The following is an 11,564-nucleotide window of genomic DNA, read 5'->3' as shown; positions in this document are numbered from 1 at the left end:
ATTGACGCATAGTGCTCGACGTCAACTTCTTCGACGAGCTCCGGATCGGTCTGGCTACCGCTGACGACATCCGTCAGTGGAGCCACGGCGAGGTCAAGAAGCCCGAGACGATCAACTACCGCACGCTCAAGCCCGAAAAGGACGGACTCTTCTGCGAGAAGATCTTCGGTCCGACCCGGGACTGGGAGTGCTACTGCGGCAAGTACAAGCGTGTCCGCTTCAAGGGCATCATCTGTGAGCGCTGCGGCGTCGAGGTGACCCGCGCCAAGGTGCGTCGTGAGCGGATGGGCCACATCGAACTGGCCGCCCCCGTCACGCACATCTGGTACTTCAAGGGTGTCCCGAGCCGTCTGGGCTACCTGCTCGACCTGGCTCCCAAGGACCTCGAGAAGGTCATCTACTTCGCGGCGTACATGATCACGTACGTCGACGACGAGCGCCGTACGCGTGACCTGCCCTCGCTGGAGGCGCACGTCTCCGTCGAGCGTCAGCAGATCGAGAACCGTCGCGACTCCGACCTCGAGGCCCGCGCCAAGAAGCTCGAGACCGACCTGGCCGAGCTCGAGGCCGAGGGCGCCAAGGCCGACGTGCGCCGCAAGGTGCGCGAAGGCGCCGAGCGCGAGATGAAGCAGCTGCGCGACCGCGCCCAGCGCGAGATCGACCGTCTCGACGAGGTGTGGGCCCGCTTCAAGAACCTCAAGGTCCAGGACCTCGAGGGCGACGAGCTGCTCTACCGCGAGCTGCGTGACCGCTTCGGCACGTACTTCGACGGTTCGATGGGTGCCGCGGCGCTGCAGAAGCGCCTGGAGTCCTTCGACCTCGACGAGGAGGCCGAGCGCCTCCGCGAGATCATCCGTACCGGCAAGGGCCAGAAGAAGACCCGTGCGCTCAAGCGCCTCAAGGTCGTCTCCGCGTTCCTGCAGACCAGCAACAGCCCCAAGGGCATGGTGCTGGACTGCGTGCCGGTCATCCCGCCGGACCTTCGCCCGATGGTGCAGCTGGACGGTGGCCGCTTCGCGACCTCCGACCTGAACGACCTGTACCGCCGTGTGATCAACCGGAACAACCGCCTGAAGCGCCTTCTCGACCTCGGTGCGCCCGAGATCATCGTGAACAACGAGAAGCGCATGCTCCAGGAGGCCGTCGACGCCCTCTTCGACAACGGTCGTCGTGGTCGCCCGGTCACCGGTCCCGGTAACCGCCCGCTCAAGTCCCTCAGCGACATGCTGAAGGGCAAGCAGGGTCGATTCCGTCAGAACCTGCTCGGCAAGCGTGTGGACTACTCCGCGCGTTCCGTGATCGTCGTGGGTCCGCAGCTGAAGCTGCACCAGTGCGGTCTGCCGAAGGCGATGGCGCTGGAGCTCTTCAAGCCGTTCGTGATGAAGCGCCTGGTCGACCTGAACCACGCGCAGAACATCAAGAGCGCGAAGCGCATGGTGGAGCGCGGCCGCACGGTCGTGTACGACGTCCTCGAAGAGGTCATCGCCGAGCACCCGGTTCTGCTGAACCGCGCGCCCACCCTGCACCGCCTCGGCATCCAGGCCTTCGAGCCGCAGCTGGTCGAGGGCAAGGCCATCCAGATCCACCCGCTCGTCTGCACCGCGTTCAACGCGGACTTCGACGGTGACCAGATGGCCGTGCACCTGCCGCTCTCCGCGGAGGCGCAGGCCGAGGCCCGCATCCTGATGCTGTCCTCGAACAACATCCTCAAGCCCGCCGACGGCCGTCCGGTGACGATGCCGACCCAGGACATGGTCCTCGGTCTGTTCTTCCTCACCACCGACGGCGAGCTGCGTGACACCAAGGGCGAGGGCCGCGCGTTCGGCTCCACGGCCGAGGCGACCATGGCGTTCGACGCCGGCGAGCTCGCGCTGCAGTCGGCGATCGACATCCGCTTCCCGGTGGGCACCATCCCGCCGCGCGGCTGGACCCCGCCGGCCCGCGAAGAGGGCGAGCCGGAGTGGCAGCAGGGTGACACCTTCCGCCTGCGGACGACCCTGGGCCGCGCGCTCTTCAACGAGCTGCTGCCCGAGGACTACCCGTTCGTCGACTACTCGGTGGGCAAGAAGCAGCTCGGCGAGATCGTCAACGACCTCGCGGAGCGCTACCCCAAGGTCATCGTGGCGGCGACGCTCGACAACCTGAAGGCGGCCGGCTTCTACTGGGGCACCCGCTCCGGTGTCACCGTGGCCATCTCCGACGTCGTCGTGCCCGAGGCCAAGAAGGCCATCGTCAAGGGCTACGAGGAGCTGGACGAGAAGGTCCAGAAGCAGTACGAGCGCGGTCTGATCACCAAGGAAGAGCGCACGCAGGAGCTCATCGCGATCTGGACCAAGGCGACCAACGAGGTCGCCGAGGCGATGAACGCGAACTTCCCCAAGACGAACCCCATCTTCATGATGGTTGACTCGGGTGCCCGAGGAAACATGATGCAGATGCGGCAGATCGCCGGTATGCGTGGTCTGGTGTCGAACGCGAAGAACGAGACCATCCCGCGTCCGATCAAGGCCTCGTTCCGTGAGGGCCTGTCCGTCCTCGAGTACTTCATCTCGACGCACGGTGCCCGTAAGGGTCTGGCCGACACCGCCCTGCGTACCGCCGACTCGGGTTACCTGACCCGTCGTCTGGTGGACGTCTCGCAGGACGTCATCATCCGCGAGGAGGACTGCGGCACCGAGCGCGGTCTGAAGCTGCGGATCGCGTCGCACGACGAGGCCGGCGTGCTGCGCAAGGCCGAGGACGTCGAGACCAGCGTCTACGCCCGCATGCTCGCCGAGGACGTCGTCATCGACGGCAAGGTGATCGCGCCGGCCAACGTGGACCTGGGCGACGTGCTCATCGACCAGCTGGTGCGCCACGGTGTCGAGGAGGTCAAGACCCGTTCGATCCTGACCTGCGAGTCCCAGGTCGGCACCTGCGCCATGTGCTACGGCCGTTCGCTGGCCACCGGCAAGCTGGTCGACATCGGTGAGGCGGTCGGCATCATCGCCGCCCAGTCCATCGGTGAGCCCGGTACCCAGCTGACGATGCGTACCTTCCACACCGGTGGTGTGGCCGGTGACGACATCACCCAGGGTCTGCCGCGTGTCGTCGAGCTCTTCGAGGCCCGTACCCCGAAGGGTGTCGCCCCGATCTCCGAGGCCCAGGGCCGCGTGCGGATCGAGGAGACCGAGAAGACCAAGAAGATCGTCATCACGCCGGACGACGGCAGCGACGAGACGGCGTTCCCGATCTCGAAGCGCGCCCGTCTTCTGGTCAGCGAGGGCGAGCACGTCGAGGTGGGCCAGAAGCTCACCGTGGGTGCCACCAACCCGCACGACGTGCTGCGCATCCTGGGTCAGCGTGCCGTCCAGGTCCACCTGGTCGGCGAGGTCCAGAAGGTCTACAACTCGCAGGGTGTGTCGATCCACGACAAGCACATCGAGATCATCATCCGGCAGATGCTGCGCCGGGTGACGATCATCGAGTCCGGCGACGCCGAGCTGCTGCCCGGCGAGCTCGTCGAGCGCTCGAAGTTCGAGGTCGAGAACCGTCGTGTGGTGCAGGAGGGCGGTCACCCGGCCTCCGGTCGTCCGCAGCTCATGGGTATCACCAAGGCCTCGCTGGCCACGGAGTCCTGGCTGTCGGCGGCGTCCTTCCAGGAGACGACCAGGGTGCTGACGGACGCGGCGATCAACGCCAAGTCCGACTCCCTGATCGGCCTCAAGGAGAACGTCATCATCGGTAAGCTCATCCCGGCCGGTACGGGTCTGTCCCGCTACCGCAACATCCGGGTCGAGCCGACCGAGGAGGCCAAGGCCGCGATGTACTCGGCCGTCGGCTACGACGACATCGACTACTCGCCGTTCGGCACGGGCTCCGGCCAGGCCGTTCCGCTGGAGGACTACGACTACGGTCCGTACAACCAGTAAGGCGTACGTCTGAAGTACCGAAGGGCGGTCACCCCGTTGCGTGCGGGGTGGCCGCCCTTCGGCGTGTCCGGGGATCCGGCCGGGGCGGGTGCTAGCGGCCGGTCAGTTCCCAGGCGGTGACGGCGACCGTCGCCAGGGCGGCCAGGGCGCCGATGCTGGCGAGTGGCCAGCGGGAGCGTTCCAGGGCGTCGAGGCGCTGCTCGTGGTCGGCGATCTGCCGGTCGGTCTGGTCGCTGCGCTGGACCAGCAGGGCGAGCGCGCCGTCGACGCGGGCGAAGCCGGCTTCGACCGTGCCCCGCAGGCGTTCCAGCTCGACGGCGACGGACGTGGGGTCGGAGAACGGGTGGGGTTCGTTCACGCGTCCTTCCCTTCCGGGCCCTCGCGGTCGACGAGGGACAGCAGTCGGGCATCGCCGTTCACGGGAGTGTCGGTCCGCAGCCAGCCGGGCAGCAGCGCCTGTACGGCGGGCAGGGACATGACCCTGGTGAGGCCGGCGGCGGCGGTGAGTGCCGCGGCGACCCAGGGCAGGGTGCCGGGGATGCCGACGGCGTCGACGACCGTCGGCAGCAGGACGCACAGGCCGACAGCGGTCTGGAGAACGGTACGGAGGGTGCGCTTGGCGGCCTCTGACATCGGGAGCCTCGTTTCTCAGGAGCTGTACGGGACCTTCAGCGCTGCCCAGGAGGTGGCGCCCGGCCAGCCGTCGGCGGCGGAGCCGGTGTAGCCGAGCTTGCGCTGCCACTTGGCGTAGGACAGACGGTCGGCGTCGGTCCACTGCGGGCCGGGTCCGGAGGCGTAGGCCGAGCAGCCGACGGCGACCAGGCGCTTGCCCAGCGCGGTGACGATCGCCGACTTCGGGTGCTTGCGGAACCACGCGGCGCCGGGGAAGGGCTGGTACTGCGGCTTGCCGGTGCCGGTGCCGGTGCCGGTGCTCGGGGTGGGTGTCTTGCCGAGCCGGGTCGCCACCCTGGCGCGGAAGTCGGCCATGGTGAAGCCGCGCGGGTCGACCTTCGTGCTGGTCCACTCCTTGTGGCCGATCACGGAGGCGGCGGACCAGCCGTGCGCCCGGCAGAGCGCGGCCGAGGCGCGGACCATGGCCTCCAGCTGGACGGCCGGCCAGGGGTCCTTGCCGTCGCCGAGGTTGACGCACTCGAAGCCGTAGAAGTGGACGTTGCCGTCCGTGTCGTTCTCGTTCGGGGCGGGGAGGGGTTTCTCGGCGATGACGGCCCTCAGGACGTCGCCGTCGCCGCTGCCCGCGTGGTTGGCGCGGCCGTTGCCGACGAGGTGGACCGTGCCGTCCTTGGCGATCACGCCGTGGCAGAGCGGGCCGGGCAGGGCGGAGTGGCCGTCGAAGCACAGGCTCACGCTGTCGCTGGTGCCGGAGGTGACCGTGTGGTGCACGACCACTCCGTTGACCGGGCCCCAACTGCCCTTCTGGTTGCGGTTGTTCGTGCGCCAGCCGGAGTGCTCGACGACGGTGACGCCCTCGGCCCGCAGCGCGGACACGAGGGCGTCGGCGGAGAGGGGATTGGCCATGGTGATGCCTCCCTGGGGAGTTTTCGGGCATGAGAGAACCCCGGCCGGCGGGGGAGCGGCTCGGGGTGGCGGGGGTGGTGCTTGCGGGGGGTTCGGGGTCCGGCTCAGACCGTGGTGTCGGGGCCGGTCCCGGTCTCGGTCCCGGCGGACCCGGTCTGCGGGGTCGACTCGGTCTCCGGGACGGGTTCTGCGTCGGTCTCCGGGTCGGGTTGCGGGTCCGGATCCGGGTCCGGGGTGGTGCCGTCGCCGTTTCCGTCGTCCTGCTGCCACCGGGCGCACAGGGCGACGTAGGCCGCCGCGTTGGCCGCGAAGTCGGTCAGGGCCGCGGCGACCGCTTGCCCGACGGCCGTCGGATCGGGGACGACCGGGTCCGCGCCGACCGGCATGATCGTGATGCGGCCGGTGCCGCGCAGGACCGCGCCGCCCGCGCCGGTCTCGGTGAACTGGGCGGTGATGTTGACCGGCGAATAGGTCCCGCTGATCGAGTCCGGGCCGATGACCGAGCTGAGGCTGGTGTCGGAGACGTTGACGTACACCGTGTGGCCGCTCTCGGTGAGGGTGGCCCGGCCCGCGTAGTCGATCGCGAGGCCCCAGGGCAGGGTGGGGTCGATGTCCATGGGCGCGTTGCCTTCCTGTGGTGTCGGGGTCAGCTCTGGCGGCCGTGCATGAGGACCGGGTTGGCGTAGACGGTGCCGGAGGCGCTGGTCACGACGGCCTGGATCTCCACCCGGACCGTGGTCGTGTACACGGTGGAGAAGGTGGTGCTGATCAGGTCCGTGTAGTCGAACTCGGTGCCCGCGGCGACCGCGGGACCCCACTGGGCGCTGTTCACCAGCACCCGGACCTGGCCGGCCGCGCCGGAACTGGCGGCGGTGCTCAGCCGCAGCCGCATCTTCGGCTGCCAGACCGGGTTGTACGACATCGCGATCGTCGTCCAGGCCGTGGAGGTGGTCTGGGGCCAGCGGGCCGTCGCCGAGTCCTGCGGGGGCAGCATGGCCAGCCAGGGCCGGGCCAGGCCGCCGCTGTTGACGTCGTCGGAGAAGATCTCCCGGTTGCCGTTGTCGTAGATCCGCAGCGGCTGGAGCGAGTTGGCGTTGCCGTCCCCGTTGAACAGGGTCATGGCGAGGCTGCCGGTCTGGCGGTGGATCTCCAGGCCGTACTCGGCGTCCTTCCAGGAGCCGACCCGGAACATGGTGTCGGTGCTGCCGGGGCGCTGGACCAGGAGGGTGCCGCCGTCGGTGACCTTCAGGGTGCCGTCCTTGATCTCCACCTCGCCGCCGGTGATCGTGTTGAGGGCGGGGCGGGTGTTGACGGCGGTGGACAGCTGCTGGATGCGGCGTTCCATCTGGGTGAGCCGGTCGATGATGTCTTCGGGGAGCTGGGGCATCAGGCCTCCTCCAGGTAGAGCTCGGCGGTGTCGGGGCGGCCGCGCTGGGCCGGGCTGACCTTGACGCCGACGATCCGGTAGCGGGCGTCCAGGCCCTCGGTCCACCACTCGTCGGTGATCCGCAGCCGGACGGTGCGGCCCAGCAGCGCGGACGGCACCAGGTCGTCGAGACGGACGCTGATCTCGGGGATGACCACGGCGCCGGTGCCCTCGGCGAGTTCGGCGTTGGCCAGGGAGCGCAGGATCGTCGTGCTCGCGATGTCGTTATGGTCCGAGGCGAGGTCGATGCGGGGATAGCCGACCTTGATCAGGGCCGCGCCGTCGGGGATGTCGGCGTCGGCGAACAGCGGCCGGGACTCGACGGCCTGGTTGGTGTTGTCCGTGGCGCCGCGGGCCCGGGCGGTGGTCCCGCCGCGGGTGGCGTCGCGCGGGAAGGTGTACGACAGGATCGTGCCGGGCCGGTCCATCACCAGGTCGGTGCTGCCGGTGGTGATCTTCGGGCTGCCCAGCCGCAGCCGGCGGACCCGGGTGCCGGTCACCGGGTCGCGGTAGACGGCGATGTAGTGCTCGAAGCCGTTCTCCAGGGCGGCCAGGGCGTCGATCGCCTCCAGGTAGACGGTCTCGTCGCCGTCGCGGTACGACGCGGAGCGCGTCACCCGGGAGAGCTCGTCGCCGTAGGTGACGCCGATGTCGCCGCCGGTCGGGGCGGGCGGCGTGCCGTCGTCGACGAGTTCGCCGGTCTGGAGGTGCCGCCACAGCCGTCGCGCCACCTCCAGCTGGTCCTCGGTCCCGGAGAAGGTGAGGTCCTGGCGGATGCGGCGGCGGCCGGCGTACGACTCGAAGGTGGCCGCCTGGATGCCGAGGGTGAGCACGCCCCGGTCGTCGCTCTGCAGGGTGGACGTCCAGATGATGCCGCCCCACCACAGGTCGTTGCCGCGCTGGAGGTAGACCGCGGTGCGGCCCTCCTCGATGCGGCGGACGCGGGCGGCCATCTCCGCGTTGGGGACGGGGACGGTGCCGGACAGGGACCCGGCCTTGCCGATGTAGTCGTCGACGGTGACGTCCCGCAGGGGCAGGATGTCGATCGTGTCGTCGGTGCGCAGATCGCAGAAGATCGCGCGGTAGGGGGTGGTGGTCGTGGTCATACGGCGGTCAGCTCCCAGGGCCGGTACGGGTCGGCGCTCACAGCACGAAGCAGGCGGAGAAGCGCACGACGTTGCCGACCGCGATGACGCCGCTGGTCGACCAGCTGATCAGCTGGACCGAGCCGTCGGCGGCGATCCGGACGGCGCCGTCGGCGTAGCCGTCGCTCGCGGACGCGTAGGTCTCGACGACCGGACGCCAGCCGGCCGGGAGGGTGCAGACCAGCTCGTCGGCGAGGTTTCCCGGGTTGGTGGTGCCGGCCGCCGTCGCGGTGAGGGCGCTGGTGAGGCGGGTGAGCCCGACGGTGAACGAGCACACACCGCGCGTGCGGCGGGCGCCGAACCACGACAGCGACCAGCTGCCCTGGGCGGTGACCCCGGTGGTGGTCGTCTCCACGACGAGTGGCGGCTGGTAGTCGGCCCAGGCGGTGCCGGACCAGCGCTGGATCACACCGTTCAGGTCCCGGTACTGGCCCGGGTAGGCGCCGTTGGAGCTGTCGGTGGTCACCGGGAGGATGCCGCCCACGCCGACCGTGGCGGTGCGGCGGCCGACCAGCGCCGTGGCCCAGGCGATGCCGCCGGTGCCCGCGCTGGCCTTGGACGGCACGGCGACCTCGTACAGCGGCAGGGACAGGCCGGGCGCCGCCGGTACCGCCGGGGCGGCGGCCGGGGTGCCCGGGACGATCTCGACGACGGCCTCGGTGCGGCCCGAGCCGTCGTAGGCGTCGTCGTAGATCCGCAGGACGAGCAGGTCGACCCGGTTGTACTGGGCGTCGCCGTCCGCGAACGTCACCGGCAGGTACTCGGTGAGGGCGACCGGGTAGGCGCCCCTGGCGTCGGTGCTCTGAAGCACGGCGCGGCCGGGACTGACCGTGCCGGACATGCTGTTCGCGGTGCCGGTGAGTGTGAAGCCGGAGATGCGGTAGACGCCGTCGGCGGAGCCCGGCAGGACACCGGAGCGGGTGGCGACGGGCGAGGTGGGGGTCAGGGCGCCGAGCGGGACGAGGCGGGTGTCGTCACGGGACTGGTCGTCGGGGGACAGCCATCCGGAGCGCACGGGCATGGTCGACTCCTTTCGGAAGAACGGGCGGGAGCGGGGCGGTGGTTCAACCGAGCGGGTCGGTTCGGTCGATCGGGGCGGTTCAGGCGATCGGGTCGACGCGCAGGTAGATGGTGTCGAAGGCGCAGGTGAAGCTCGCGTTGCTGGACCGGTGCATCGCGGTGACGGTGTAGGTCGCGCCGGCGGTGAGGGAGTTCAGGCGCAGCTGGGTCGACGTCGACTTGGACACGGCGCCCGAGCCGGAGGCCGCCCGCTCGTCGTCCGCCGCCCAGATCACCGTCGAGCCCAGCGTGACCTGCGGTGACATGTGCGCCTGCGCGGTCTCGCCGCCCGAGGACATCCGGGCGCCCAGGCCGATGAGCACGGAACCGGACGGCGGGGCGGTGAAGTTGAGCGTGAGCGCCGTGACGGCGGTGGAGGCCAGGGCGGCCGTGTACGTCGTCGAGGCGGTGGTCCCGGCGTCCAGCGACTGCGCGAAGGCGGGCCCAGGGACGGCCGGCTGCCAGACGCTGCCGTTCCAGCGCTGGAGCTGCCCGAGCGAGGAGTCGCGGTACTGGCCGACATAGCCGCCGGTGGTCAGCACCCCGGCCGGGACGAGCCCGCCGACGCCCTTGGGGTAGGGCACCCAGGCCGTCGCGCTCCAGCGCTGGAGTGTGTCGCCCACGTCCCGGTAGTGGCCGGGATAGCCGCCGGGCGCGGTGTCGTCGGAGCGGGTCGGCAGGATGCCGCCGAGCGGGACCGTGGTGGGGCGCAGGTCGACGCGGGCGTTGTCCCAGTCGATGCCGCCGCTGCCGGCGGCGGCGTTCTTGGCGACGGCGACGGTGAACAGGACGAGGGAGGCGTCCGGGGCGGCGGGGGCGACCGGGGAGGCGGCCGCGGTGCCCTTGACGATCTCGACGGCGGCCTCGGTGCGGCCGGAGCCGTCGTAGTCGTCGTCGTAGATCCGCAGCACGACGAGGTCGACGCGGCCGAACTGGGGGTCGCCGGCGTCGAAGGTGAGCGGGACCGGTTCGGTGACGGCGACCGGGTAGGCGCCGCGGGCGACGGACGTCTGGACGACGGCCCGGCCCACCCCGACGGTGGCGGTCATGCCGCCTACGGTGCCGTTCAGCCAGAGTCCGGTGACCCGGTACAGGCCGTTCTCGGAGCCGGGCAGGACACCCGAGCGTGCCTTGATGTCGGTGACCGGGGTGACGGCCCCGACCTGGGTGACCCGGGTGTCCTCCCGGGTCTGGCCGTCGGGCGACAGCCAGGCGGAACGTACGGCCATGGGTGGTTCCCTTCTTCGGAAGGCCGACCAGGAGGCCGGCTAGGAGGCCGACTCGTAGGTGCCGTGGAGGGAGAGGACGTCGTTGACGGCCCAGGTGAACGGGGCCGACTTGTCCCACACGGCGGTGCTGGTCTTGAGCGTGTCGCGCAGCGAGCGGACGACACCGCCGTTGGCCACCGCGAGGAGCCCGCTGCCCTGGTACAGCAGGACGGCGGAGTCGTCGAAGGCCTCCGCGTTCAGTACGCGTCCGTCCAGCTTCCAGGCGGTGGAGACCGGCGCGGCCGGCAGCGAGAAGGTCCAGTCGCCGTTGGCGTCCTGGGCGCTCAGGTTGGTCGTCGAACCGATCTTGAGATAGATCCGGAAGGTGACGACGGTGCCCGTCTTCACGTACGCCCCGGCCAGCGTGCCGTTGCCGAGCACGGGCGCGGCGCCGTTCTCGCAGCGCCAGACCGGCGTGTAGTTCGTCCAGGTCGGGACCGGCTGGTACGTCACCCAGGCGGTGCCGTTCCAGCGCTGGAGCCCGGCGGGGCTGTCGCGGTACTGACCGGTGTAACTGGCCGTCGCGACCGTGCCGGAGGGGGCGATGCCGCCCAGGGCGCTGGGGTAGGACACCCAGGCGGAGCCGTCCCAGCGCTGGAGCGCGCCCCCGGAGTCGCGGTACTGGCCCGGGTAGGCGCCGTTGCCGGTGTCGCCGTAGACGGGCAGGATGCCGCCGACCGCGACGGTGGGCGTGCGCAGGTCGGTGACGTCGGTGCTCCAGTTGACGCCGCCCTTGCCGGCGCTGATGCCGGCCCGGACGGCGACCTGGTAGACCGGCAGCGCGATCTCCGGGAGCGCGGGCACCACCGGGGTGGCCGACGGGGTGCCCCGGACGATCTCCACGGCGGCCTTGGTGAAGCCGGAGTCGTCGTACAGGTCGTCGTAGACGCGCAGGACGACGACGTCGATGCGGCCGAAGGAGGCGTCGCCGTCGGCGAAGGTGAGGGTGACCGGCTCGGCCAGTGTCACCGGGTAGGCGCCCTGGTTGCTGTCGGCCTGGACGACGGCCCGGCCCTCGTGGACGGTGGCGGTCATGGTGCCCGCGCCGCCCTCCATCCAGAAGCCCGAGAGGCGGTACTGGCCGTCGTAGGAGCCGGGCAGGATGCCGGAGCGGACGTCCAGCGGGTTGGCCGGGGTGGTCGCGCCCAGCTGGGTCAGGCGGGTGTCCTCGCGGGTCTGGCCGGTCTCGGCCACCCATGAGCTGCGCAGGTTCATCTGC

Annotated in this window: 10 protein-coding genes; 1 reads left to right on the top strand and 9 read right to left on the bottom strand. The window is 70.6% G+C overall.

Features of this window, described 5'->3' with window-relative positions; all coding sequences use genetic code 11:
• The first annotated feature begins 11 nt into the window (after nucleotides 1-11).
• Nucleotides 12-3,911: a DNA-directed RNA polymerase subunit beta' gene (locus OG440_RS14815; protein WP_406007301.1), complete on the top strand. Its 3,900-nt coding sequence runs from the start codon at nucleotides 12-14 to the stop codon at nucleotides 3,909-3,911.
• A gap of 91 nt (nucleotides 3,912-4,002) precedes the next feature.
• Here the strand turns inward: OG440_RS14815 and OG440_RS14810 are convergent, their stop codons facing one another.
• The 9 genes from OG440_RS14810 to OG440_RS14770 all read right to left on the bottom strand — a co-directional run bounded on the left by OG440_RS14810 (nucleotide 4,003) and on the right by OG440_RS14770 (nucleotide 11,560).
• Nucleotides 4,003-4,269 (bottom strand): hypothetical protein, encoded by a 267-nt coding sequence (locus OG440_RS14810; RefSeq protein ID WP_406007300.1) that lies wholly within the window; start codon nucleotides 4,267-4,269, stop codon nucleotides 4,003-4,005.
• Nucleotides 4,266-4,544, bottom strand: a complete 279-nt coding sequence (locus OG440_RS14805; RefSeq protein ID WP_406007299.1) for a hypothetical protein — start codon at nucleotides 4,542-4,544, stop codon at nucleotides 4,266-4,268. The genes OG440_RS14810 and OG440_RS14805 overlap by 4 nt, the downstream gene beginning before the upstream one ends.
• 15 nt (nucleotides 4,545-4,559) lie before the next feature.
• Nucleotides 4,560-5,447, bottom strand: coding sequence for a peptidoglycan-binding protein (locus OG440_RS14800; protein WP_406007298.1), 888 nt, complete (start codon nucleotides 5,445-5,447; stop codon nucleotides 4,560-4,562).
• Between the two features lie 104 nt (nucleotides 5,448-5,551).
• Nucleotides 5,552-6,064, bottom strand: a complete 513-nt coding sequence (locus OG440_RS14795) for an ATP-binding protein (RefSeq protein WP_406007297.1) — start codon at nucleotides 6,062-6,064, stop codon at nucleotides 5,552-5,554.
• Between the two features lie 29 nt (nucleotides 6,065-6,093).
• Complete coding sequence (locus OG440_RS14790; protein WP_406007296.1) at nucleotides 6,094-6,834, bottom strand: hypothetical protein; 741 nt, start codon at nucleotides 6,832-6,834, stop codon at nucleotides 6,094-6,096.
• The gene (locus tag OG440_RS14785; protein ID WP_406007295.1) at nucleotides 6,834-7,979 is read right to left on the bottom strand and encodes a hypothetical protein; all 1,146 of its coding nucleotides are present in this window, start codon (nucleotides 7,977-7,979) and stop codon (nucleotides 6,834-6,836) included. The genes OG440_RS14790 and OG440_RS14785 overlap by 1 nt, the downstream gene beginning before the upstream one ends.
• A 37-nt stretch (nucleotides 7,980-8,016) precedes the next feature.
• On the bottom strand, nucleotides 8,017-9,039 hold the full coding sequence (locus tag OG440_RS14780; RefSeq protein WP_406007294.1) for a hypothetical protein: 1,023 nt from the start codon (nucleotides 9,037-9,039) through the stop codon (nucleotides 8,017-8,019).
• 79 nt (nucleotides 9,040-9,118) lie between these two features.
• Nucleotides 9,119-10,306: a hypothetical protein gene (locus OG440_RS14775; protein ID WP_406007293.1), complete on the bottom strand. Its 1,188-nt coding sequence runs from the start codon at nucleotides 10,304-10,306 to the stop codon at nucleotides 9,119-9,121.
• Nucleotides 10,307-10,345: 39 nt separating this feature from the next.
• On the bottom strand, nucleotides 10,346-11,560 hold the full coding sequence (locus tag OG440_RS14770) for a hypothetical protein (protein ID WP_406007292.1): 1,215 nt from the start codon (nucleotides 11,558-11,560) through the stop codon (nucleotides 10,346-10,348).
• Between the last annotated feature and the right edge of the window lie 4 nt (nucleotides 11,561-11,564).

The organism is Streptomyces sp. NBC_00637, assembly GCF_045161545.1.
Taxonomy (GTDB): domain Bacteria; phylum Actinomycetota; class Actinomycetes; order Streptomycetales; family Streptomycetaceae; genus Streptomyces.
Note: the sequence above shows the minus strand (reverse complement) of the source record. Positions and strands in the feature narration are given on the sequence as shown.

Excerpts from the sequence above, each read along its gene's own strand:
- OG440_RS14805 (WP_406007299.1), bottom strand. The coding sequence starts at position 4,544 with ATGTCAGAGGCCGCCAAGCGCACCCTCCGTACCGTTCTCCAGACCGCT.
- OG440_RS14800 (WP_406007298.1), bottom strand. The coding sequence starts at position 5,447 with ATGGCCAATCCCCTCTCCGCCGACGCCCTCGTGTCCGCGCTGCGGGCC.
- OG440_RS14795 (WP_406007297.1), bottom strand. The coding sequence starts at position 6,064 with ATGGACATCGACCCCACCCTGCCCTGGGGCCTCGCGATCGACTACGCG.
- OG440_RS14790 (WP_406007296.1), bottom strand. The coding sequence starts at position 6,834 with ATGCCCCAGCTCCCCGAAGACATCATCGACCGGCTCACCCAGATGGAA.
- OG440_RS14785 (WP_406007295.1), bottom strand. The coding sequence starts at position 7,979 with ATGACCACGACCACCACCCCCTACCGCGCGATCTTCTGCGATCTGCGC.
- OG440_RS14780 (WP_406007294.1), bottom strand. The coding sequence starts at position 9,039 with ATGCCCGTGCGCTCCGGATGGCTGTCCCCCGACGACCAGTCCCGTGAC.
- OG440_RS14775 (WP_406007293.1), bottom strand. The coding sequence starts at position 10,306 with ATGGCCGTACGTTCCGCCTGGCTGTCGCCCGACGGCCAGACCCGGGAG.
- OG440_RS14770 (WP_406007292.1), bottom strand. The coding sequence starts at position 11,560 with ATGAACCTGCGCAGCTCATGGGTGGCCGAGACCGGCCAGACCCGCGAG.